Here is a 24042-nt window from a genome sequence, read left to right on the forward strand (position 1 = left end):
CTTCTTTTTAAGAGAAACAACTTAATGTATAGCAGTCGATAAACTTAATTAGTTTAACGGTCCAGATAAAGCTTGGAGTCAAAGGCACATCGACTACTTCGGACACTTTAAACTACATATATTTAATAAATATTTCTATATTTCTAGTTATGAATTTAAATGGTTAACTGCAGATGGCCGTTCTACTTCACTTATTATCTCTACTTCGTTTCGTCCTGTAGAATAGATTCTATCTAGCACCTGTAAAAAGAAACGGAAAATAGGTCATACTCATTAAGACTATTATCGGAAGTCTTGAACTTTTGGCACCTTTTTTTGACCTGACCAAAGGGAAGAAATGCCCTTGGGGTACAAGAGAAAGGTGTAAAATAGATTTTACTTTAAGAACCTTAATTAAAAATATCACAGACTATAAAAAATTTTATCCTTTGAGAAGAATATTAGACGTCACTCTAAACTTCTCAGGGATTAACTTAATAAGAGGAGTTTCCCCCTTGAGGTTTTCATGTTCCCTGTCTGCCCCCATCTCGATGAGGAGAGAGCAGATGTTGGGGTGGTAGAGGGAGTAAAATAGAGGGGTTTCCCCCTGAAAATCCCTTCTCTCCAGAGAGGCACCTCTGTCCAGAAGAAAGTTAACTCCCTCCAGGTATCCCAGGCTGCAACAGTGCATCAGGAGAGTCACACCGTTATCCCCTGCCATATCTATATCCCATCCTCTCTCTACGAGGCTGTCCGTTACATAGCTCATGATATCCAGGTCCTCTGTATCTATTGCTTTATAAAGGGATTTGGGAGATAGAGGAGCTACCTCCATCTCAATGAGCTTTCTTATACACTTGATACTTCCTCCTGTTAGAGCCAGATCCAGGGAAGAGCTTCCCTGACTATCCTTTATGTAGAGATCCTTCTTCTCTCCTTTTTCTATAAGGATAAGGGCAAACTTCTCAAACTCCTTGTTTGCAAGAGATTTTAGCAGGGGAGTAAGTTTAGAAGCAGAGCTTTTGATATCCATCTCTACTTCCCTTTCCAGAAGTATCTCGAAAATATTCATGGCATTTCTATGGTTGGTGATTCCCTTCATAAGGACATTTTCATTGTGACAGTCCCGCAGGTTGGCCTCAGCTCCATACCTGAGAAGCTTTTTAACCAGGTCGATATTGGACTTTTCCACAGCACACATGAGGGGAGTACTGCCAAAACGATCTTTGGAGTTGGGGGAAGCCCCCATCTCCAGAAGTACTCTTGCCCCCTCATAGTAGAAGGAGTCCACAGCCATATGAAGAAGGGACTTCCCCTCTTCAAAGGATCTTTTTATGAGGATGCCGGGAATAGCTGCCAGTTCCTTTAACCTTTCCAGGTTGCTGTGGTTAACTGCCAGTTCCGAAGCTTCTTTGAACCGGTACTCTATCTCGGATTCCTGAAACTCATGGGCCAGGTGGATAGAGTGGATGACTCCAGCCTGGGCAATAAGGGTATTCCTTAAGGTCCCCCTGTCTGTATGTAGGGTAAGGTTATAGGCTCCCTCCTCTATCTCCTCCAGTGTAAGAGTAGATCTTCCCCTTATATATCCCACCTCCCTGTCGTCCAGCCACAGGTTTCCTCCAGTGAAGAGGGGGTTTTTAATCTGTAGAGACACAAGGTGTTTTTTTATCTTCACACTTCCCCCTACTTATTCATTACCTGAATGGATTTTATATCTAAAAACTCTGGTCCATTGTCCACAGGGTATCCATCGATAACCTCTCCCTCTACCTGAACACTCTTGTTGTTGTACTCATTGAGGTCGATTGTATCGGACTTTACTGCATAGAAATTTCCCTCATCTGTAGTCAAAGTGTGAGTTCCATACTGCCAGATAGACATCTCTATAGGCTCAAGGACTCCTGCATAGTTGAAGCTGTGGGCTTCCCTCTCTATGGTATCTGTAGAACTACATGCTGTGAGAGCAAGGCATGTAAGGATTAGAAATAAAAGTTTTTTCATTGAACTTCCCCCTCTTTTTTATTTAGTTGATATATAACTAATCTTAACATAAAACCCCGGCCCTTTCCATAAAAAGAGGAGGTTAAAGGCAGTAAAAAAGCAGCCTGAATTTCAGGCTGCTTATCTTTATCTGTCATTCTTCTTAGATTAGTGATACATCGAAGATGTCTAGGTCTCTGTCAGCTACATCCTTTTCCATGATGTTCATGATAGCGTTTAGAGTATCTAGAGATGTAAGCACCTCTACTCCATACTCGATAGCTGTTCTTCTAATTCTGAATCCGTCTCTCATAGTGTCTCCAGCCTTTGTCGGAGTATTTATAAGAAGGTCGATCTGACCAGTCTTAAGAGCGTCTAGGATATTTGGAGTTGCCTCAGACAGCTTGTTTACTACCTCAGCCTCTACTCCATTCTCATTTAGGAACTTAGCTGTTCCAGTAGTTGCATACAGGTTACAGTTCTGCCCCTTTAGTCTATGAGCAAGCCCCAGGAACTCCTCCTTGTCCTTGTCTCTAATAGTTACAAGAACATTCTTTTCCTTGATCTGGCTGATTCTGTTTCCACCAACTAGTCCCTTATAGATAGCCTCATCTATATTGGAAGCTACTCCTAATACCTCTCCAGTGGATCTCATCTCAGGTCCAAGGGATACCTCAACGTTGTTAAGCTTTTCAGTTGAGAATACTGGTACCTTTACAGCAACTACATCTGGTTTCTTGTAGATACCAGTTCCGTAGTTAAGATCCTTAAGCTTCTGACCAAGCATTACCTTTGTAGCGATGTCGATCATAGGTACGCCAGTTACCTTTGAGATATATGGTACAGTTCTAGATGATCTAGGGTTTACCTCGATTACATAGATTTCATTTTCATATGCGATGAACTGGATATTCATCATTCCAGATACCTCTAAGGCATTGGCAATCTTCTTTGAGTACTCCAGGATCTTCTCTTCAGTTCCCTCATACAAATTTTGAGATGGGTACACTGTGATAGAGTCTCCAGAGTGAACTCCAGCTCTTTCCAGGTGCTCCATTACTCCTGGGATAAGTACATCCTCACCGTCACAGATAGCGTCGATCTCTATCTCAATACCGTTAAGGTACTTGTCGATCAGTACTGGGTTCTCAGGATCTCTCAGGAATGATGCCTCTAGGTACTTAACCAGGTTGTACTCATCGTGGCAAACTTCCATTCCCTGTCCACCTAGTACATATGATGGTCTTACAAGTACTGGGTACTTTACCTTGTTGGCAATCTCGATACCGTCCTCGGTATTCCATACAGCCCTTCCTGTAGGTCTAGGGATATCAAGCTTCTCCATCATAGCCTCGAATCTCTCTCTGTCCTCAGCCTCATCGATCTTGTCTGCAGATGTACCGATTATCTTAACTCCTCTAGCTGCTAGGTCGTTGGCAAGCTTGATTGCAGTCTGTCCACCGAACTGAAGTACTACTCCCTCTGGGTTCTCCTTCTCGATGATGTTCATTACATCCTCTGTTACCAGTGGTTCAAAGTATAGCTTGTCTGCAGTTGAGAAGTCTGTTGATACTGTCTCTGGGTTGTTGTTTATGATGATAGTCTCGATTCCCATCTTCTGAAGGGACTTGATGTTATGTACTGTACAGTAGTCAAACTCGATTCCCTGTCCAATTCTTATTGGTCCAGATCCTATTACTACAATCTTTCTCTTATCCGATACAACTACCTCGTCATACTGGTCGTATGTAGAGTAGTAGTAGGATGATACTGCCTCAAACTCTGCTGCACAAGTGTCAACCATCTTGTAAACTGGCCTGATGTTGTAAAGGCTCTTCTTAGCTATGATATCAGCTTCAGATACACCCATAAGCTCCGCGATCCCCTTATCTGAGAACCCTTTCTTCTTAAGGTTTCTCAGGAACTTTTCATCCAGATCCTTGAGGGTCATTCTCTTAAGAAGCTCCTCCTGCTTTACGATCCACTCGATCTTCTCCATGAAGAACTTGTCCATTCCAGTAATCTTCTGAAGAGTTTCCTTTACATATCCCCTTCTAAGCATCTCAGCTGCTACGAAGATTCTCTCGTCGTCTGGTCTCATTACAGCCTTTTTCAGTTCCTCTATAGTCATCTCCTTGGCAACTCTGTTCTCCAGGTTGTACTGACCGATCTCTAGGGATCTGATTCCCTTTAGGAATGCTGCCTCAAAGTTGTTACCGATAGCCATTACCTCTCCAGTAGCCATCATCTTTGTACCCAGTTTTCTATCTGCTTTCTTGAACTTGTCAAATGGCCACTTAGGAAGCTTACATACCACATAGTCAAGGGCAGGCTCGAAGCAGGCATATGTCTGACCGGTAACCTCGTTCTTTACCTCATCCAGTGTGTATCCAAGGGAAAGCTTTGCAGCAACTCTTGCAATAGGGTATCCAGTTGCCTTTGAAGCCAGTGCTGATGATCTGGATACTCTTGGGTTGATCTCGATGATAGCATACTCAAATGACTTAGGGTGTAGAGCTATCTGAACGTTACATCCACCGATAACACCGATCTCATCAAGGATTTCAAGGGAAGCGGTTCTTAGCATCTGGTACTCTTTGTCTGAAAGGGTCTGAGATGGAGCTACTACTATGGAGTCTCCAGTGTGGATTCCTACTGGGTCGATGTTTTCCATGTTACAAACTGTGATACAGTTACCATTCTTATCTCTCATTACCTCATACTCAATCTCTTTCCAACCTAGGATGGATTTCTCAAGAAGAACCTGTCCTACTCTTGATAGAGACAGTCCCTTTAGCAGGATGTCCTCTAGTTCCTGTGGAGTGTAAGCGATACCTCCTCCAGATCCTCCAAGGGTATAAGCCGGTCTTACTACCAGTGGGTAACCGATCTCTCCGGCAAACTTAAGTCCGTCTTCAAGACTTTCTACAATCTTAGATTCGATGGTAGGCTGTCCGATCTTTTCCATAGCGGCTCCGAATAGGTCTCTGTCCTCTCCTCTTTTGATTGAATCGATAGGAGTTCCAATTACCCTTACTCCGTACTTCTCAAGGATTCCCTTGTCCTCTAGCTCAACTGCCATGTTTAGAGCTGTCTGTCCCCCCATTCCAGCAAGGATTGAGTCTGGTCTTTCCTTAGCGATTACCTTTTCTACGAATTCTACTGTGATTGGCTCGATATATATTCTGTCTGCTACAGCCTTATCTGTCATGATAGTTGCAGGGTTTGAGTTGATCAGTACTACCTCGATTCCCTCTTCCTTTAGTGCTTCACAAGCCTGAGTTCCAGAGTAGTCGAATTCCGCTGCCTGACCGATAACGATTGGACCAGATCCTATTACAAGGGTTTTCTTTATAGTTTTATCTAACATAGTTAATATCCTCCCGAAAAAAAGTTGAAAAGCTGCCATCTATTCAGTGGCCAGGGGCTGCAATAAGCAACCGCCATTTGTGTATCCTCGTCAATGTGAAAGTTTTGTAGTGTTTAATCCTACTATCCGATTAACTCCAGGAAGTCATCGAAGATGTATCCCGAGTCCTTTGGTCCAGGCCATGCCTCTGGGTGGTATTGTACACAAAGGATCTTAAGATCTCTGCTCATCATTCCCTCGATAGAGTTGTCGTTTAGGTTTACGTGGGTAACCTCCATACACTCAGGCATCTTGTCGATTACATATCCGTGGTTCTGAGATGTGATGAAGATCTTATTCTTGGTAAGGTCCTTTACCGGGTGGTTACATCCTCTGTGACCATACTTCAGCTTAGCTGTAGATCCTCCCAGGGCCCATGCAAGAAGCTGGTGTCCAAGGCAGATACCGATAATAGGAAGTTTTCCTACCATCTTCTTGATCTCCTCGATAGTCTCTGTAAGGTCAGCGGGATCTCCAGGTCCGTTTGACAGGAAGATTGCGTCTAGATCGTGGTCTAGGATCTCCTCAGCAGTGGTTCCAAATGGGAATACTGTGATGTCGCATCCCCTTGCTTCGAAGGATCTAAGGATATTTCTCTTTACACCGAAGTCCAGAACTCCGATCTTCTTCCCCTCTCCAGGGATGTGGTACTTCTCCTCGCAGCTTACAGTAGCTACTGCATTCTTGTTGCAGAAGGAGTTGAACTTCTCCTTTAGCTCCTTTTGAGTAAGGTCCTCTGTGGTGATGATAGCTCTCATGGAACCATTTTCTCTTATGATCTTAGTAAGGTGTCTTGTGTCTACACCCTTGAATCCCATTACCTTGTGCTGTTTCAGGTAACCGTCTAGAGTAAGCTCACATCTGAAGTTGTTTGGAAGTTTTGCATCTTCCTTGATTACAAATCCCCTTACCTTTACTCCGTCGGACTCCAGGTCCTCCAGGTTTATTCCGTAGTTCCCCATAAGAGGGTAGGTCATAACAACGATCTGTCCGTAGTAGGAAGGGTCTGTAAGTAGCTCCTGGTAACCAGTCATTCCTGTGTTGAATACCAGCTCACCTACACTCTCCTTTAAATAACCAAATGCTTTCCCCTCAAAGGCCATACCATTCTCCAGTATCAGCTTAGCTTTCATAAGTTGATCCTCCTTAATATAATTAAATTATTTTTACCTATAAAAAAAGGAATAAGGACTAATAAATCAATTAGTCTTTATTCCCATAAATATAACAACTATTAAAATCAAATGTATCATTTGAAAAATTCAAAATATAGAAATTAGTAACATCAACAGCAAGAATGAAGCCACTCAGGAGCCTCTGGAATATAGATAGAATAGAAACAATAAATAGTAATAACATTGGAGATGGAATAGTTAATTTAGGTTTTAACGATCTTTTCTTCTTCATAGTTACCACTCGCCTCCTCATATCCTTGCTAAAATTTCTAAGAAGGATTATAACAATGAACAAAATAAAAGTCAATGAATATTTCCAACTATTATTTTTCAGGGAGTGTACTAATATGAGATTTAAGATGTTAACTTGTCCATAAAGTGAAAAAAGTATTTTTAAAAGGACTAGTGTTTACAGGGGTGATAGAGATGTTTTCAAGAGGAGGGCCTCATATAAAAGGTACCAAAAAAATGTGGTGTTCCATGGAAAAAAATCCATAAAAATTATACGAAAATATTAAAATATAAGGTTAATTTAATGTTAAAAACTTCTCTAAAAAAGCCTATGAAAAAAACTTTTGACAAGAAATTTCAATTATGATACATTGAGGATGTAGCAGAGATGTTACACCACAAAAGAATAGCAGTGTCATTTATATATGTCAGGAATGGGCCTGACGTCTCTACAGTTAACCGTAAATTAACTACTATAGATGAGGTATGAGCAGAGGTCGAAGCTGTTTTATTGATTTTTAGTTTACTTCATTTTTATAGTATGTAGTTTAACTGTAGTGTCAATTTACTTAGCGTTCTTATAATTAAGGAGAGATCAATGTTTTATATACCGATGAAAAAATCTGTAATTAAAGTAGAAAAGATATCTTTTATAAGAGGGTCTAAGTATAGTCTAATCTGGAATTAGTGTGTACTTAGGCCTTTTTATATTTTAAGATATTGGTTAGGAGGGGTTACTTAATGAAAACGGATATTCAAATCGCTCAGGAAGCGAAGATGCTGAAGATCAGTGAGATCGCAGCTAAGATTGGACTTAGTGAAGATGACTATGACCAATATGGAAAGTATAAGGCGAAGGTTGATTCAAACCTTCTTAAGAGACTAGAGGACAAGAAGGATGGTAAACTAATCCTTGTAACTGCAATCACTCCTACTCCAGCTGGAGAGGGGAAGTCCACTGTAAGTGTGGGACTTACTCAGGCGCTGAACAGACTTGGTAAGAACTCCATAGCAGCTCTTAGAGAACCATCTCTAGGACCGGTATTCGGTATCAAGGGGGGAGCTACAGGGGGAGGGCACTCCCAGGTAATTCCAATGGAGGATATAAACCTTCACTTTACAGGGGACCTTCATGCCATCGGAGTGGCACACAACCTAATCTCAGCTTGCCTGGACAACCACATCAAGCAGGGGAACGACCTGGATATAGATGTAACAAAGATAACATGGAAGAGAGTTATGGATATGAACGACAGAACTCTTAGAAATATAGTAGTAGGAATGGGAGGTTCCCCAAGCGGAATCCCTAGACAGGATTCCTTCCAGATAACAGTGGCTTCAGAGATAATGGCTGCCCTTTGTCTGGCAAACTCCCTGGCAGACCTTAAGGAGAGGATCTCCAAGATGGTTCTTGGATACACAAGGGGAGGAGATCTTGTAAGAGTAGCTGACCTGAAGGTAGAGGGAGCTGTAGCGGCCCTTCTTAAGGAAGCAATCAAGCCAAACCTGGTACAGACTCTGGAAAATACCCCGGTATTTATCCACGGTGGGCCATTTGCAAATATCGCCCACGGATGTAACTCGGTAATGGCTACCAAGCTGGCTCTTAAGTTATCCGACTACACTGTAACTGAGGCTGGATTTGCAGCTGACCTGGGAGCGGAAAAGTTCCTGGATATAAAGTGCAGGGAAGCAGGGATAACACCAAATGCAGTGGTCATAGTGGCTACTGTAAGAGCTCTTAAGCACCACGGGGGAGCAAGGGAGCTAGGGGAGGAGAACCTGGGAGCTCTTTCTGCTGGACTTGCCAACCTGGATAAGCATATAGAAAATATGAAGAAGTTCAACCTGCCTGTGGTAGTGGCAATGAACAGATTCCTTACAGATACAGATGCAGAGTTTGACCTAATAAGAGAGAGATGCGGAGAGCACGGAGTACCAGTAGCCCTATGTGATGTATGGGCTAACGGAGGAGCAGGGGGAGAGGAGCTTGCCCAGATGGTACTTTCTGAGATAGAGAAGGAGGAGGACAACTATACTCCACTCTATGAGCTGGACCTTCCAGTGGCTGAAAAGATCGAAAAGATCGCCAAGGAGATCTACGGTGCTGACGGAGTAACCTTCTCAGCTAAGGCTAAGAAGATGCTAAAGACTCTGGAGGACTTTGGTTACAACAACCTTCCAGTGTGTATGTCCAAGACTCAGAAATCCATCTCAGACAATGCACACCTTCTGGGAAGACCTAGCGGGTTTACAGTAAATATCAATGAGCTGAGACTATCAGCTGGAGCAGGATTTGTAGTAGCTATGGCTGGAAACATTATAGATATGCCTGGACTGCCTAAGAAACCGGCGGCAGAGCTTATCGATATAGATGAGAACGGAAAGATAACTGGATTATTCTAATAAAAAACACAAAAGATTGATATAATCACTTATATATACCCATAATATGGTTGGGAGTTTCTACGTGACGCCGTAAATGTCACGCTATAGGTGAAGGTAGAGGGGTAACTATACCCAGATTGAGTTTTATCGCTCAAATACTTTCACTTTGAAAAGTATTTGAGCGTTTTTTATTATAAAAAAAGGGTTTTAGGAGGAAGAATGAACTATCGTATCTATGTGGAGAAAAAAAACGGCTTCGATGTAGAAGCTAAGGGTTTATTTGGAGAGTTGAGGGAAGGTCTTGGGCTTAAGGGGTTGTCCAATGTCAGAATCCTTAACTGCTATGATCTATTTAATATAAATGAGGATGAGCTTGAAAAAGCCAAGAAGCTTGTATTTGCAGAAGCACCTACAGACCTAATCTACGATGAGGTGGAGCTTAAGGAGGGGAGATACTTCGCAGCAGAGTACCTTCCAGGGCAGTTTGATCAGAGAGCAGACTCAGCTATGCAGTGTCTGAACCTGGTATCCGATGCCAACTCAGAGGTAGTGGTGACAAGCGGTAAGCTGATTATCCTTGAGGGAGAGGTTGCAGATACCGATCTTGAAAGGATAAAGAAGTTCTATATCAACCCTGTGGAGATGAGGGAAAAGGACCTGGCTAAGCTTCAGGTTGAGAGTATAGAGGCTCCCAAGGAGGTTCCTGTTCTAGAGGGGTTCACAGATCTTACAGAGGATGAGATGGAGAGCTTCAGAGGAGCTGAGGGGCTGGCTATGACAGTGGCAGATCTTCTCCATGTACAGAAGTATTTCAGAGATACAGAGGACAGAGATCCTACAGAGACTGAGATAAAGGTGCTGGATACCTACTGGTCGGACCACTGCAGACATACAACATTTGAGACAAAACTGACTAACATAATCCTTCCCAAGGGAAGGTTTGAAGAGGTCCTTCAGGAGACCTTTGATGAGTATCTTAAGAGCAGAGAGGTAGTCCACGGTGAGAGGTTAGAGAAGAAGTACATCTCCCTTATGGATATGGCAACTATAAGCGGTAAGGAGTTAAAGAAGACGGGAAGGCTGGATGACCTTGAAATATCAGAGGAGATAAATGCCTGCTCCGTTTATATAGATGTAGATGTAGATGGTGAAACTGAAAAGTGGCTTCTTATGTTTAAGAATGAGACCCACAACCACCCTACAGAGATAGAGCCCTTTGGAGGAGCTTCCACATGTCTTGGGGGAGCAATAAGAGACCCTCTATCTGGAAGATCCTATGTATACCAGGCAATCAGAGTAACGGGAGCAGCTAATCCACTGGAGAAGCTAGAGGATACAATCCCTGGTAAGCTTCCTCAGAAGAAGATAACAAGGGAAGCAGCTCACGGATATGCATCCTATGGAAACCAGATAGGGTTGACTACCGGACACGTAGCTGAGATCTATCACGAGGGATACAAGGCTAAGAGGATGGAGGTAGGAGCTGTAGTTGGTGCTGTACCTGCAGAGTGGGTAAGAAGAGAGTCACCAGCAGCAGGAGATATCGTTATCCTTCTGGGAGGAAAGACTGGAAGAGATGGATGCGGTGGAGCTACAGGATCATCCAAGGAGCATACAGATGACTCTCTGGCTACATGCGGAGCAGAGGTACAGAAGGGGAATGCCCCAGAGGAGAGAAAGATCCAGAAGCTATTCAGAAAACCTGAGGTTACCAAGCTTATCAAGAAGTGTAACGACTTTGGTGCAGGGGGAGTATCTGTAGCAATTGGAGAGCTTGCACCGGGACTTGAGGTAAATCTGGATGTAGTACCAACAAAGTATGCAGGATTAAATGGAACGGAACTTGCTATCTCAGAGTCACAGGAGAGGATGGCAGTTGTAATAGAGGCAAAGGACAGAGAAAAGTTTATAGCTCTGGCTGAACAGGAAAATCTACTGGCAACAGAGGTTGCAGAAGTTACCGACAGAAACAGACTGGAGATCCTGTGGAGGGGACAGAGGGTAGTGGACCTCTGCAGAGACTTCTTGGATACCAACGGAGTAATGGGAGAGAATGAGGTAGAGGTAGAGGAGCCTGTGGGAACTTCACCACTAGAAAAAGAACTGTTTACAGAGAGCGACAACAGATGGCTGGATATGATGGGATCTCTAAATGTAGCTTCCCAGAAGGGCCTTATGGAGATGTTTGATTCCTCCATCGGAGCTACTACGGTATTAATGCCATTTGGAGGGAAGTATCAGATGACTCCAACGGATCTGAGCATCCAGAAGCTTCCTCTATTAAAGGGAGAGACGGATACAGCTTCAGCTATCTCATGGGGATTTGACCCAGACCTTTCCTCTTGGTCACCATTCCACGGGGGAGCCTATGCAGTTGTGGAGTCCCTGGCTAAGATAGTGGCAGCAGGGGGAGACTACAGGAAGATCAGGATGTCCTTCCAGGAGTACTTCAGAAAGCTTGGGAATGACCCGGTAAACTGGGGTAAACCATTCTCGGCACTACTTGGTACCCTCTTTGCACAGAAGCAGTTTGAGCTGGCAGCAATCGGTGGAAAGGACTCTATGAGCGGAACATTCAATGAACTTCACGTGCCGCCAACACTTATCTCCTTTGCAGTGGCACCAGTAAAGGCAAGTGAGGTGGTATCACCGGAACTTAAAGGATCTGGAAACAGGATCTACCTTGTAAAGCACAATATGAGAGAGGACCTCATGCCTAATGTGGAGGAGCTGAAGTCAACATTTGAGTTCATCCATGAGAATATAAAGAATGGAAAGATAATATCAGCAAGTACTATAAAGAAGGGTGGAATAGCTGAAACTATAGCTAAGATGACCCTTGGAAATAGAATCGGAGTTAAGATAACTTCAGATGAGGAGCTATTTAAGCTATCTTACGGTTCCTTTGTAGTTGAAACAGCAGGGGAGTTCACTGGAGGCAACCTTATCCTTCTAGGAGAGACAACTGAGGAGGCAAAAATTGTCGCCGGCGACACTGTTGTAGACCTGGGAGAGATGGAAAAGATATGGCTAGGGAAGCTGGATACAATCTTCCCACATACTATAAAGAATGAAAATGAGGAGTATGAGTTTGCAGGTTACCATACAGAGAAGGTAGTGGCTCCAAGAGAGGCAATAGAAACTCCAAGGGTATTTGTACCTGCCTTCCCTGGAACAAACTGTGAGTATGACTCCATGAGGGCCTTTGAAAAAGCAGGAGCAGAGGCTGTTACAATGACTTTTAGAAATCAGAGCCAGAAGGATATAGATGATTCCATAGAGGAGATGGTGGCTAATATATCTCAGTCTCAGATACTTATGTTCCCAGGAGGATTCAGTGCAGGGGATGAGCCAGACGGATCTGGCAAGTTTATCGCAACGGTACTGAATAATCCCAAGGTAGCAGAGGCAATCAACGAGTTCCTAAAGAGAGACGGATTAATTTTAGGAATTTGTAACGGATTCCAGGCACTTATCAAATCGGGACTTCTTCCATATGGAAGGGTGGGAACTGTGGGAGAGGATTCACCTACCCTTACATTTAATAGTATCGGAAGACACATCTCCCAGATGGTTACTACCAAGGTGGTATCAAATAAATCTCCGTGGCTAAACGGAATAGAGCTGGGATCGGAGCACCAGATAGCTGTATCCCACGGAGAGGGAAGATTTGTGGCAAGTCCAGAGGTAGTGGAGGAGCTATTCAAAAATGGTCAGGTAGCTACCCAGTATGTAAACTTTGACGGAAAGCCTACTACTGAGTTCAGGCACAATCCAAACGGATCTGTCATGGCTATCGAGGGTATCACCTCCCTAGACGGAAGGATCCTTGGTAAGATGGGACACTCGGAAAGAGTGGGAGAGAACCTCTATAAGAACATCATAGGGGAGAAGGAACAGAAGATCTTTGAAAACGGAGTAAGATACTTTACAGGGAAGTAATTCGTACCTTTCTCTTGAAAAAAAGGTACCTAAAGTTCAAGACCTATTAAAAATCTCTATTTTATACCAAAGAAAATCTGAAAAAATCGTATGGACTGATAAATTTTCGGGAAAGTCCACGAGTATTTTTCAAGATTTTCTCCTTGGTATTCCATTTACAAGATTTTCAAATGGTCGATTTAAATAGTGAGGAGAAGAAAATGGCGAAAATTGGAATAATAATGGGATCGGATTCGGATCTTCCAGTAATGAGTGCAGCAGCTAAGATACTAGAGGAACTTGGAGTGGAGTTTGAGCTCACAGTGGTATCTGCCCACAGAACTGTAGACAGGATGTATGAATATGCAAGGACTGCTGATGAGAGAGGAATCGATGTAATCATCGCAGGAGCAGGGGGAGCAGCCCACCTTCCAGGGATGGTAGCAGCCATAACCCACCTACCTGTGATAGGAGTACCTGTAAAGAGCTCTAACCTGAGCGGACTAGATTCCCTCCTATCCATCGTACAGATGCCAGGGGGAGTACCTGTAGCTACTGTGGCTATAAACGGAGCCAAGAATGCCGGAATACTGGCAGCTAAGATGGTTGGAATCAAGGATGGTATGGTAAAGGAAGCTGTAAAGAGCTATATGGAAGATATGAAAGCCGAGGTAGAGGCTAAGGCTGAGAAGGTAGAGAATATAGGGTACAGCAAGTATTTAGAGACCATGTAAACAGGGGAGTAATAAGGTGAAGAGATTAGGAATAATTGGCGGAGGTCAGCTTGGAAAGATGACCATACTAGAAGCTAGAAAGATGGATATTCATACCTGTGTACTGACTAGTGAGTATCCCTCACCTGCCAGTGAGATAGCAAATGAATATGTGGTGGGAAGTCTCTATGACACTGAAAAGATAAAAGAGGTAGCAGCTAAGTGTGATGTGCTTACCTATGAGATAGAACATATAAATGTAGAGGTCCTAAAGGAGCTGGAAGAGCAGGGAAAGAAGATATTTCCCTCCTCAAAGGTTATAGAGCTTATCCAGGATAAGTCGAAGCAGAAGGAGCTTCTAGACAGAGAAGGAATCCCTACTTCCAAGTGGAAGAGGATAACAGAGGAAAATATAGAGGAGCTGGTAGAGGAGTTTGGTCTGCCGGTTGTACAGAAAAGTTGTAAGGGTGGATATGACGGAAGGGGAGTGTTCATTCTAAAGGACAGAGAAGATGTAGAAAAGATCATAGGGGGAGACACCTTCTTCGAGGAATTTGTAGAGTGTGAGATGGAGATCGCTGTAATGGTAGCCAGAAACTCTCAGGGGCAGATGAATACATATCCAGTGGTTGAGATGGTATTTGATGACAGAACCAATATCTGTGATACAGTCATAGCTCCAGCAAGGATAAGCAGGGAACAATCTGAAAAAGCCACCGAGCTTGCCAGAAGGTGCGTAGAAGCACTGGACGGCGTGGGGATATTCGGAGTGGAGATGTTTTTAACTAAGGATGGGGAGATACTTATAAATGAAGTAGCACCAAGACCCCACAACTCAGGGCACTACACAATAGAAGCCTGCAAGACATCTCAGTATGAGCAGTTTATAAGGGCTGTGATGAACTATAAGCTTGGAAGTACCGATCTCTTATCACCATCCTGTATGATAAATATCCTGGGAGAGGACGGATATACAGGGAAGGTAAAGGTAACCGGCCTGGAGGATATGATGATGGTAGACAGTGCTTATCTTCATATCTATGGCAAGAAGGATACCGAGCCATTTAGAAAGATGGGACATATTACAACACTGGATAACACTCAGGAGGGAGCTCTAAGTAAGGCTCTTGAGGCAAGGGAGTGTCTGAAGGTAATCAGTGAAAACTCTTAACTCATAGTTTATCCTTGAAATAACTTTAGAGGGTAGACTGACATCGATGGGGGCTATGGGATTCAGTCGATGACAATAAACTGGAGGTAGAAAAATGGTAAAGCAAGAAATGGTCTATGAAGGTAAAGCTAAACAGGTTTTTTCAACAGCCGATGAGAATCTAGTAGTAATCCACTTTAAGGATGACGCAACTGCTGGAAATGGTGAGAAGAAGGGAACTATTGAAAATAAAGGAATCATCAACAACAAGATCACAGCTACTCTATATGAGATGCTTGAAAAAAATGGTATAAGAACTCACTACAAGGAAAGATTGAGCGACAGGGATCAGCTCTGTGAAAAGCTTGAGATTATACCTCTAGAGGTAATCGTAAGAAATGTAATAGCAGGATCTATGGCAAGAACACTGCATATTGAGGAGGGAACTACTCCAAAAACTACGATCTTTGAGATCTGCTATAAAAATGATGAGTGTGGAGATCCGCTGATCAATGACCACCACGCTGTGGCTATGGGACTTACTACATATGAGGAGCTAGAGAAGGTCTATGCTACAACAGCACAGATCAACGACCTTCTTAAGACAACATTTGACAGTGAGGGAATTACACTGGTTGACTTCAAGATAGAGTTTGGAAGAAACAGCCAGGGAGAGGTGCTTCTTGCAGATGAGATAACTCCAGATACATGCAGATTATGGGATAAGGAAACTGGTCAGAAGCTTGATAAGGACAGGTTCAGAAGGGACCTTGGGGGAATCGAGGAAGCATATATTGAAATCTTAAAGAGACTGGGGGCGTAGCTATGTGTCCAATGGATAAGTTTAATATAGATAAGATGGAAGAGGAGTGCGGAGTATTTGGTGTTTACTCCAATGAAAGAAAGGATGTAGCGGGTCTGGCATACTATGGACTCTATGCCCTTCAGCACAGGGGACAGGAGAGCGCAGGAATAAGCGTTTCCAATGCCGGGAAGATAAAAACTCATAAGGGTATGGGTCTTGTGGCCGATGCCTTCAGTACAGAGACTCTAGCTGGTCTCGTGGGGAATGCAGCTATTGGTCATGTGAGGTATTCAACCCAGGGAGCCAGCCAGCTTGCCAATGCCCAGCCCCTTGAGTCCAGCTATAAACTGGGGCAGATAGCTGTGGCACACAACGGAAACCTTGTAAATGCAGGGGTAATAAGAGATCTTCTAGAGGATACTGGTGCAACATTCAGCACTACCATAGATTCAGAGGTAATTATAAAGATGATAGCCAGAAAGGCTGCTAATGGTGTGGCAGAAGCTGTTAAGAGTGCAGTGGGAGCTATTCAGGGGTCCTATGCCCTTGTTATCCTAGCCAACAACGAGCTTATTGGTGTAAGGGATCCCCTTGGAATAAGACCTCTCTGCCTGGGACAAAATGAAGCAGGGGACTACTTCCTGGCATCGGAATCATGTGCTCTGGACTCTGTAGGAGCAACCCTTATAAGGGATATAGAGGCTGGGGAGATGGTGATCATCAATGAGGAGGGAGTAAAATCCATTAAGTACGCTGAGAAAACTCAGAATGCTCCTTGTTCCTTTGAGCAGATCTATTTTGCCAGACCAGACAGTATTGTAGACGGTATAAATGTATATAATGCAAGGGTAGAGGGAGGAAAACTCCTGGCTAAGCAGATGAAGGTAGAGGCTGATATAGTAATAGGTGTACCAGACTCGGGAGTTCCGGCAGCTGTAGGTTATGCAGAAGCCAGCGGAATACCATATGGTGTGGGACTTATAAAGAATAAGTATATAGGAAGAACCTTTATAAAGCCATCTCAGGAGCTGAGAGAAAGGGCTGTACAGGTTAAACTGAATCCTTTAAAATCTAATATAGAGGGTAAGAGGGTAGTTGTGGTAGATGACTCCCTGGTAAGGGGAACAACCAGCAAGAAGCTTATAGATATGCTCAGAAGAGCCGGAGCAAAGGAGGTACACTTCAGATCAGCTTCTCCAGCTGTAAAGCACTCGTGCTTCTTTGGGATAGATACAGCAGCAAGGAGCGAACTTCTTGCCAGCAGGATGAGTATAGAGGAGATGGCTGAGACTATAGGGGCAGATACACTGGACTTCCTGTCTCTGGAAAACCTCTATGCCTCCCTTGGAAAGAGGGAGTGCTGTGTGGGATGCTTCAACGGGGCATATCCTGTGCAGGCACCTATGGGTTTCCAGGAGGAGATGTCGGCTGAGAAGTGTTAGTGAGAGTGTGGCTTTAATCGGTTAAAAGTTTAAATCAATAGTTATCCATAAAAATGGTTTTAGGAGGAAAGATGTCAATTTCATATAAAGATGCAGGGGTAGATAAGGAAGAGGGATACAAGGCTGTAGAGCTGATGAAGAAGTCGGTGGCAGCTACTCATAACAGCAGTGTTCTAAATGGTCTTGGGAGTTTTGGAGCCCTGTATGAGCTGGGACAATATAAAAATCCGGTAATGGTCTCTGGAACAGACGGTGTAGGTACAAAGCTGGATATAGCTTTTAAAACTGGAGTATATAATACAGTGGGGATCGACTGTGTGGCTATGTGTGTAAATGACATCCTGTGTCACGGAGCTAAGCCCCTGTTCTTCCTGGACTACATGGCCTGCGGTAAACTGGAAGCAGATGTGGCAGCCAGTATGGTCTCTGGAGTGGCAGCTGGATGTCAGGCAGCGGGAGCAGCCCTTGTAGGGGGAGAAACTGCAGAGATGCCAGGATTCTATAAGGAAGGCGACTATGACATTGCAGGATTCAGCGTTGGTATCGTTGAAAAGGATGAGATAATTAATGGAAGCACAGTGGAGGAGGGAGATGTACTTATCGCTCTTCAGTCCAGCGGAGTGCACAGCAATGGTTTCTCTCTGGTAAGAAAGTTATTTACAGATTTAGATGAGGAGTTTGACGGTAGGAAGATAGGGGAGATCCTTCTTGAGCCTACTAAGATATATGTGAAGCCGGTCCTTGAAGTATTGAAGGAGCACACTGTACACGGGATGGCCCACATCACCGGTGGAGGGCTTCCTGAAAACCTTCCTAGAACAATGAGGGAAGGCTATGAAGCAGTTGTAGAAAAATCAAAGATCAAGTCCCTTCCGGTATTTGACTATATCAGAGAAAAGGGAGTACCTGAGGATGAGATGTACGGGACATTCAACATGGGGGTAGGTTTTGTACTGGTGGTTCCTGCTTCTGAAAGGGATGGAGTACTGGCTAAACTTGAATCCCTTGGAGAGACAGCTTTTGAAATAGGCTATGTTCAAAGAGGAGAGAAGGGAATATGCTTAAGATAGCAGTGTTAGTATCTGGAGGGGGAAGCAACCTCCAGTCGATAATAGATATGGCAGATGAAATAGGGTGCAGTATAGAGCTGGTGGTGGCAGACAGAGGATGCTATGGCCTGGAGAGAGCTGCAGAGCACGGGATAGAAGGCGTGCTCCTGGACAGAAAAGTTTACAAGAAGAATCTTTCAGAAATGCTGGATGAAGTTCTGAGGGACAGGGTAGATCTGATAGTATTAGCAGGGTTCCTATCTATCTTAGATGAGAACATTACAAATAGATGGAAGGGGAGGATCATAAATATCCACCCTTCGCTACTTCCAAAGTTTGGGGGGCCTGGGATGTATGGAATGAACATACACAGGGCTGTAGTAGAGGCCGGTGAAAGAGAGAGCGGGTGTACCGTTCACTATGTGGATGCCGGTGTAGATACAGGAGAGATAATCTTTCAGGAGAGGGTAGAGGTAAAACCTAACGACACTCCGGAAGATCTTCAGAAAAGGGTGCTCACCTTGGAGCACAGGCTGCTGCCACAGGCTATTAAGAATATAGCCATGGCACACTAAATTGCTTGGAACTGCAGGCCTAAAAAACTTTATTGAATAAAACTCCTAAAACCTAATGAGATAAAGTTAATTAAAAATCCTAAAACCTAAAACCTGAAAAAATGATTAACCCGGGCCTGCAGTTTCATATAGATCTTCTGAGATGAATGGGTTTAGGTAGGTTTGAGGAAGGAGTTTGTGGGAAATTGGATTCTGGGGAAGTATTAAAGGTATGAAGAAGTCTAATCTAGCAGATAAGGAGAAGAAAATGAAGAGAGCGTTAATTTCAGTCTACGATAAAACTGGGATAGTTGAATTTGCTGAATTTTTAATAGATAGAGGGGTAGAGATAGTATCTACCGGGGGAACATACAGACACCTTGTGGAAAATAATGTCGCTGTAACTGAGGTAGTAGAAGTTACCAATGCACCAGAGATGCTGGACGGAAGGGTAAAGACACTTCACCCTGTAATCCACGGTGGTATCCTTGCCATAAGAGACAATAAGGAACATATGGAAACACTGGAAGCAAGAAAGATAGGAACTATCGATATGGTAATAGTTAATCTATATCCGTTCTTCGATGAGGTACAAAACGATATTACCTTTGAGCAGAAGGTAGAGTTTATCGATATCGGCGGACCTACAATGCTCAGATCAGCAGCGAAGTCATTTAAGGATGTAGCTGTAATCACTGAGACAGCTGATTATAGTGTGGTAATGGATGAGCTTAAGGGATCAAATGAGATCTCCTTTGCTACAAGAAAGAGGTTAGCAGGAAAGGTATTCAACCTTACAGCAGCCTATGATGCAGCAATCTCTAACTTCCTTTTAGAGGGAGAGATGCCTAAGTACCTGAATGTTTCCTATGAAAAGATGATGGATCTCAGATACGGGGAGAACCCTCATCAGAAGTCTGCATACTATGTTTCTACAACTGAAAAGGGAGCTATGAAGGACTTTAAGCAGCTGAATGGTAAGGAGCTTTCATTTAACAATATAAGGGATATGGATGTGGCATGGAAGGTGGCAAATGAGTTTACCGAGACAGCATGCTGCGGACTAAAGCACTCTACTCCATGTGGTGTGGCAGTGGGTGAGACGGTACTGGAAGCCTATAATAAAGCCCACAGCTGTGATCCAGTTTCAATCTTTGGGGGGATCGTAGCATTTAACAGAGCAGTGGACGCTGCAACAGCTACTGAGCTTCTTAAAACATTCCTAGAGATAGTAATCGCACCATCATTTACAGATGAGGCTCTTGAGATACTGAAAGGGAAGAAGAACCTAAGGGTAATAGAGGCCAAGCAGGCTCCAGTGGATAAGTTGGAGTATGTAAAGGTAGACGGTGGTATCCTGGTACAGGATGCAGATCATGCCTTCTCTACAGATATGAGTGTAGTCACTGAGAAGGAGCCATCCAAGGAAGAGATGGATAATATGGTATTTGGAATGAAGGTAGTAAAACACGTAAAATCCAATGCAATCGTAGTGGTGAAGGACGGAATGGCCAAGGGAGTAGGTACTGGGGAGACAAACAGAATCTGGGCTACCAAGCAGGCGATTGAAAGAGCAGAGGACGGAGCAGTACTTGCTTCAGACGCCTTCTTCCCATTCAGAGATGTTGTGGATGAGTGTGCTAAGGCCAAGATAAGTGCTATAATTCAGCCTGGAGGATCTATGAGGGATCAGGAATCTGTAGATGCCTGCAATGAGCACGGTATCTCTATGGTGATGACTGGGATGAGGCACTTCAAACACTAATTCATTCATTCTTTGCTCACCCAAAGAACGAAACAAGAAAGGGAGCCTCTGTGAGAAAAAAGCTATTTAATAATTGAAAAACTTTGAAAAAATCGAAACTCGCTTTGCTCAAACAGTCGACATTTTCAAAAGTTTTTACTGCATATTAAATGCACGCTTTTTTCTCAATGAGGTTATTATAAAAAACCTTTATGAGGTTTGAATTCTAGCTTTTAAATATTGGCCATTTGAAAATATCGTAAATGGAATATGAAGAAAAAATTTAAAAAATATCGTCTGTTTAAAGAAGAAGTGTTTTTCTTCTTCAAGTTACGATATTTTTATATTTTATCGATTATGGAATAGGGATTTTCAACAGGCCTTGAATTTTTGTTACTTTTGTTTCAAGACAAAAGTAAGGGAGGAAAAATGAAGATATTGGTAGTAGGTAGCGGCGGAAGAGAGCATGCAATTGCCTGGAAGATGAGTCAGAATAATACCATAGAGAAGATATACTGTGCTCCTGGAAATGCAGGGACGGAGCAGCTGGATGTTGCAGAGAATATAGATATAAAGAGCATGGATGAGATTGTGAATTTTGCCAGAGAGAATCAGGTAGATCTTACCATTGTGGGAAGCGAAGAGATGCTGGTAGAGGGGATAGTTGACAGGTTTAAGGAGCACGGGCTTGCTATATTCGGTCCAGATAAAAGAGCTGCTATGCTTGAGGGTTCCAAGGCCTACGCCAAGGAGTTCATGAAGAAGTATGGAGTAAAGACAGCTGCCTATGAAACCTTTGAAGATCCCAAGGAAGCCAAGAACTACCTTGAAGCATGTGAGTATCCTGTAGTTGTAAAGGCCAGCGGCCTTGCAGCGGGAAAGGGAGTAATAATCTGTGCAGATAAGTCGGAAGCTGTGGCAGCTGTAGAGGAGATAATGGAGGAGAATAAGTTCGGAAGCGCAGGAGCTACCGTTGTAATAGAGGAGTTCCTAGAGGGAGTGGAGGCTTCAATCCTCTCGGTGACCGACTCCAGGCAAATAGTGCCATTTATCTCAGCTAAGGATCACAAGAAAATAGGGGAGGGAGAAACTGGTTTAAATACCGGAGGAATGGGAGTGATCTCACCTAACCCGTATGTAACTGAGGATGTAAATGAAGCCTTTATAAGGGATATACTGAACCCTACACTAGAGGGAATAAAAGCAGAGGGGCTGGATTTCTGCGGAGTGATCTTCTTCGGGCTTATGATAAATGAGAGAGGGGTCTACCTTCTGGAGTACAATATGAGGATGGGAGACCCTGAAACCCAGGTAGTACTGCCTCTACTGGAAACAGATCTCTACGAGATATTCAGAGATACCCTTGAGGGGAATTTAGACGGAGAAAAGATTTCGTGGAAGAGTGGAAGTGCCTGCTGTGTAGTTGCTGCCAGCGGAGGGTACCCTGAGAGCTACAACAAGGGATATACTATTGCCGGGACTGAGGATATAGAGGACACAGTGTTTATGGCAGGAGTGAAGAAGGAGGGAGAGAGCCTTCTTACAAATGGTGGAAGGGTATTGAATGTGGTAGCCCTGGGTAGGGACTTAGATGAAGCAAGAGGTAAAGCCTATGACTCCATAGGAAATATAAGCTTCGATAAGATCTATTACAGAAAAGACATCGGAAAGATAGGTTAATAATTCAATAGAATAAAAAAGAGAAGGTATATTGCCTTCTCTTTTTTTATTCTATTTGTATCGCCCTATAGCTTTGATTTTAAAAACAGGTCTCTGCTTCTTGTGAAACTTCTATATCCTTTCATTTTAAAAGTTTCTTGCAAGTATTTATAAGTTAACTTCCTTCTTAATAGTGATTTCTTTACCCTCTCTTTTCCATTCTGCAAATTCAGCTACAGCTGTAAATAGTGCATCTGTTGATGAGTTAAGACCAGTCTCCACTGAATCCTGGATTACTCCGATAACGAATCCTACCCCAACTACCTGCATTGCCACTTCATTTGGAATACCAAATAAGCTACAAGCTAAAGGAATAAGAAGGAGTGATCCACCGGCCACACCAGATGCTCCACAGGCACTTACTGCCGATAGGATACTTAAGATAAGAGCCGTTCCAATATCTACACGGATTCCCAGTGTGTGTACTGCTGCAAGTGTTAATACTGATATTGTGATTGCAGCTCCTGCCATGTTTATAGTAGCTCCTAGAGGAATAGATACTGAATACATGTCTTTATCTAACCCTAACTCCTCACACAACTCCATATTTACCGGGATGTTTGCAGCTGAACTTCTAGTGAAGAAAGCTGTTATTCCACTTCGTTTTAAGCATCTGAATACCAATGGATAAGGATTTTGTCTTATCATAACAAATGTGATTGCTGGGTTTACTACCAGTGCCATAAATGCCATAGCTCCCAGTAATAATCCTAATAACTTACCATATTGTAACAATGAAGCTAATCCACCAGTTGCAATTGAGCTAAACACTAATCCCATGATACCAAATGGTGCAAAGTGAATAACCCATCTTACTATCTGAGATAATGCATCTGAAAAGTTTGTAATCATTGTCTTAGTAGAAGCTGGTGCATGCTTTAATGCCAACCCTAATAACAATGCCCAGACTAATATTCCGATATAATTTGCATTAGCAAGAGCGTTGATTGGATTGTCTACAACATTCATTAATAATTTTTTTAATACTTCACTAACTCCACTTGGAGGAGCAACATTTTCCACTCCTTCTCCTAAAGCGATAGTTACCGGAAATAAGAAACTTCCCATAACTGCAACTACACCGGCTAAGAATGTTCCCACAAGATAAAGACTTATAACAGATTTCATATTTGTTTTTTGACCAGGTTTATGCTGAGATACTGCTGACATTACTAGGAAAAGTACTAAGATAGGTGCTACTGCTTTTAGTGCTCCTACGAATAATGATCCCAGCAACTCAACTGGTTTTGCTACGTCTGGTAGCGCTACAGCTAAGATAATACCCACTATTAAACCAACAACAATCCTTTTGACTAAGCTCATTTGATTCCATCTACTTAACAAGTCTCTCATAAAGTGCCTCCCTTAAATAAATATACATTTTAAATTTTCTTTTAAAAGTAAGCTGCCTTTAATTTAATTTATATCCATATATCTACTATTTTCCTTCTAGATTTCCAGTATAATTTTAGTTGAAGCAGCTGACACTGGCATTAGTATAGACTTTATAGTTAGGAAAGAGCTCGTTAGAGGAAGGTGTTTGATGCCTTGATCTTCTGGTTAATTTTGTATGCCATGAGCATAGTGAGGAAAGATCTTGGGGTAAAAGACAGAAGTAATGTTAGGTTATAAAAAAAGACCAACAAAGTCGGTCTTGAATATTTGCCTTATTTTTTTAATTTTACTTATAAAAAGCTGGGAAGAAGTTTGTTCAAGTAAGATACTTTGTAACCTTACATCCTATATAAATTATAAAATAAAAAAAGACCGATTAAATCGC

Annotated in this window: 16 protein-coding genes and 2 riboswitches; of the genes, 10 read left to right on the forward strand and 6 right to left on the reverse strand. The window is 43.0% G+C overall.

Annotated features, from left to right (window positions below):
- Positions 1-421: 421 nt before the first annotated feature.
- The 5 genes from QMG11_RS11700 to QMG11_RS11720 all read right to left on the reverse strand — a co-directional run bounded on the left by QMG11_RS11700 (position 422) and on the right by QMG11_RS11720 (position 6778).
- Positions 422-1657, reverse strand: a complete 1236-nt coding sequence (locus QMG11_RS11700) for an ankyrin repeat domain-containing protein (protein ID WP_281836187.1) — start codon at positions 1655-1657, stop codon at positions 422-424.
- An 8-nt stretch (positions 1658-1665) separates the two neighbouring features.
- Positions 1666-1983: a putative periplasmic lipoprotein gene (locus QMG11_RS11705; RefSeq protein WP_281836188.1), complete on the reverse strand. Its 318-nt coding sequence runs from the start codon at positions 1981-1983 to the stop codon at positions 1666-1668.
- A gap of 142 nt (positions 1984-2125) precedes the next feature.
- Positions 2126-5332: a carbamoyl-phosphate synthase large subunit gene (gene carB / locus QMG11_RS11710; RefSeq protein WP_281836189.1), complete on the reverse strand. Its 3207-nt coding sequence runs from the start codon at positions 5330-5332 to the stop codon at positions 2126-2128.
- 122 nt (positions 5333-5454) lie between these two features.
- Positions 5455-6504 carry a carbamoyl phosphate synthase small subunit gene (locus QMG11_RS11715; protein ID WP_281836190.1) on the reverse strand — a complete coding sequence of 350 codons (1050 nt, stop codon included), beginning with the start codon at positions 6502-6504 and terminating at the stop codon, positions 5455-5457.
- Between the two features lie 70 nt (positions 6505-6574).
- Positions 6575-6778 carry a hypothetical protein gene (locus tag QMG11_RS11720; RefSeq protein WP_281836192.1) on the reverse strand — a complete coding sequence of 68 codons (204 nt, stop codon included), beginning with the start codon at positions 6776-6778 and terminating at the stop codon, positions 6575-6577.
- A gap of 398 nt (positions 6779-7176) precedes the next feature.
- Positions 7177-7273: riboswitch (purine riboswitch) on the forward strand.
- A gap of 245 nt (positions 7274-7518) precedes the next feature.
- Between QMG11_RS11720 and QMG11_RS11725 the strand changes: the two genes are divergently transcribed.
- From QMG11_RS11725 to purD, 10 genes are all read left to right on the forward strand, one after another.
- Positions 7519-9183, forward strand: coding sequence for a formate--tetrahydrofolate ligase (locus tag QMG11_RS11725; RefSeq protein ID WP_281836194.1), 1665 nt, complete (start codon positions 7519-7521; stop codon positions 9181-9183).
- 9 nt (positions 9184-9192) lie between these two features.
- A riboswitch (purine riboswitch) is annotated at positions 9193-9290 on the forward strand.
- Positions 9291-9384: 94 nt separating this feature from the next.
- A complete protein-coding gene (locus QMG11_RS11730; RefSeq protein WP_281836195.1) occupies positions 9385-13107 on the forward strand; it encodes a phosphoribosylformylglycinamidine synthase in 3723 nt (1240 codons plus the stop codon).
- 200 nt (positions 13108-13307) lie between these two features.
- Positions 13308-13820 carry a 5-(carboxyamino)imidazole ribonucleotide mutase gene (gene purE, locus QMG11_RS11735; protein WP_281836196.1) on the forward strand — a complete coding sequence of 171 codons (513 nt, stop codon included), beginning with the start codon at positions 13308-13310 and terminating at the stop codon, positions 13818-13820.
- Positions 13821-13836: 16 nt separating this feature from the next.
- On the forward strand, positions 13837-14970 hold the full coding sequence (purK, locus tag QMG11_RS11740; RefSeq protein ID WP_281836197.1) for a 5-(carboxyamino)imidazole ribonucleotide synthase: 1134 nt from the start codon (positions 13837-13839) through the stop codon (positions 14968-14970).
- A gap of 94 nt (positions 14971-15064) precedes the next feature.
- Positions 15065-15772: a phosphoribosylaminoimidazolesuccinocarboxamide synthase gene (gene purC, locus QMG11_RS11745; RefSeq protein ID WP_281836198.1), complete on the forward strand. Its 708-nt coding sequence runs from the start codon at positions 15065-15067 to the stop codon at positions 15770-15772.
- A 2-nt stretch (positions 15773-15774) separates the two neighbouring features.
- Positions 15775-17196 (forward strand): amidophosphoribosyltransferase, encoded by a 1422-nt coding sequence (gene purF, locus QMG11_RS11750; protein ID WP_281836199.1) that lies wholly within the window; start codon positions 15775-15777, stop codon positions 17194-17196.
- A gap of 71 nt (positions 17197-17267) precedes the next feature.
- Entirely contained in the window at positions 17268-18266 is a 999-nt protein-coding gene (purM, locus tag QMG11_RS11755) for a phosphoribosylformylglycinamidine cyclo-ligase (RefSeq protein ID WP_281836200.1), read from the forward strand.
- The gene (gene purN / locus QMG11_RS11760) at positions 18254-18820 is read left to right on the forward strand and encodes a phosphoribosylglycinamide formyltransferase (RefSeq protein WP_281836201.1); all 567 of its coding nucleotides are present in this window, start codon (positions 18254-18256) and stop codon (positions 18818-18820) included. Before purM ends, purN begins: the two co-directional genes overlap by 13 nt.
- Positions 18821-19067: 247 nt before the next feature.
- A complete protein-coding gene (purH, locus tag QMG11_RS11765; RefSeq protein ID WP_281836202.1) occupies positions 19068-20564 on the forward strand; it encodes a bifunctional phosphoribosylaminoimidazolecarboxamide formyltransferase/IMP cyclohydrolase in 1497 nt (498 codons plus the stop codon).
- A 408-nt stretch (positions 20565-20972) separates the two neighbouring features.
- Positions 20973-22223 (forward strand): phosphoribosylamine--glycine ligase, encoded by a 1251-nt coding sequence (gene purD, locus QMG11_RS11770; protein ID WP_281836203.1) that lies wholly within the window; start codon positions 20973-20975, stop codon positions 22221-22223.
- Positions 22224-22370: 147 nt separating this feature from the next.
- Here the strand turns inward: purD and sstT are convergent, their stop codons facing one another.
- Positions 22371-23615, reverse strand: coding sequence for a serine/threonine transporter SstT (gene sstT, locus QMG11_RS11775; protein ID WP_281836204.1), 1245 nt, complete (start codon positions 23613-23615; stop codon positions 22371-22373).
- Positions 23616-24042 lie beyond the last annotated feature (427 nt).

This window comes from Propionigenium maris DSM 9537 (assembly GCF_027925155.1).
Taxonomy (GTDB): Bacteria; Fusobacteriota; Fusobacteriia; order Fusobacteriales; family Fusobacteriaceae; genus Propionigenium; species Propionigenium maris.

What these genes read in the sequence shown, in the direction of transcription:
- purD (WP_281836203.1), top strand. Translation starts at nt 20,973, where the DNA reads ATGAAGATATTGGTAGTAGGTAGCGGCGGAAGAGAGCATGCAATTGCC.
- purC (WP_281836198.1), top strand. Translation starts at nt 15,065, where the DNA reads ATGGTAAAGCAAGAAATGGTCTATGAAGGTAAAGCTAAACAGGTTTTT.
- QMG11_RS11715 (WP_281836190.1), bottom strand. Translation starts at nt 6,504, where the DNA reads ATGAAAGCTAAGCTGATACTGGAGAATGGTATGGCCTTTGAGGGGAAA.
- purF (WP_281836199.1), top strand. Translation starts at nt 15,775, where the DNA reads ATGTGTCCAATGGATAAGTTTAATATAGATAAGATGGAAGAGGAGTGC.
- QMG11_RS11720 (WP_281836192.1), bottom strand. Translation starts at nt 6,778, where the DNA reads ATGAAGAAGAAAAGATCGTTAAAACCTAAATTAACTATTCCATCTCCA.
- purM (WP_281836200.1), top strand. Translation starts at nt 17,268, where the DNA reads ATGTCAATTTCATATAAAGATGCAGGGGTAGATAAGGAAGAGGGATAC.
- QMG11_RS11725 (WP_281836194.1), top strand. Translation starts at nt 7,519, where the DNA reads ATGAAAACGGATATTCAAATCGCTCAGGAAGCGAAGATGCTGAAGATC.
- purN (WP_281836201.1), top strand. Translation starts at nt 18,254, where the DNA reads ATGCTTAAGATAGCAGTGTTAGTATCTGGAGGGGGAAGCAACCTCCAG.
- purH (WP_281836202.1), top strand. Translation starts at nt 19,068, where the DNA reads ATGAAGAGAGCGTTAATTTCAGTCTACGATAAAACTGGGATAGTTGAA.
- purE (WP_281836196.1), top strand. Translation starts at nt 13,308, where the DNA reads ATGGCGAAAATTGGAATAATAATGGGATCGGATTCGGATCTTCCAGTA.
- QMG11_RS11705 (WP_281836188.1), bottom strand. Translation starts at nt 1,983, where the DNA reads ATGAAAAAACTTTTATTTCTAATCCTTACATGCCTTGCTCTCACAGCA.
- carB (WP_281836189.1), bottom strand. Translation starts at nt 5,332, where the DNA reads ATGTTAGATAAAACTATAAAGAAAACCCTTGTAATAGGATCTGGTCCA.
- QMG11_RS11730 (WP_281836195.1), top strand. Translation starts at nt 9,385, where the DNA reads ATGAACTATCGTATCTATGTGGAGAAAAAAAACGGCTTCGATGTAGAA.
- sstT (WP_281836204.1), bottom strand. Translation starts at nt 23,615, where the DNA reads ATGAGAGACTTGTTAAGTAGATGGAATCAAATGAGCTTAGTCAAAAGG.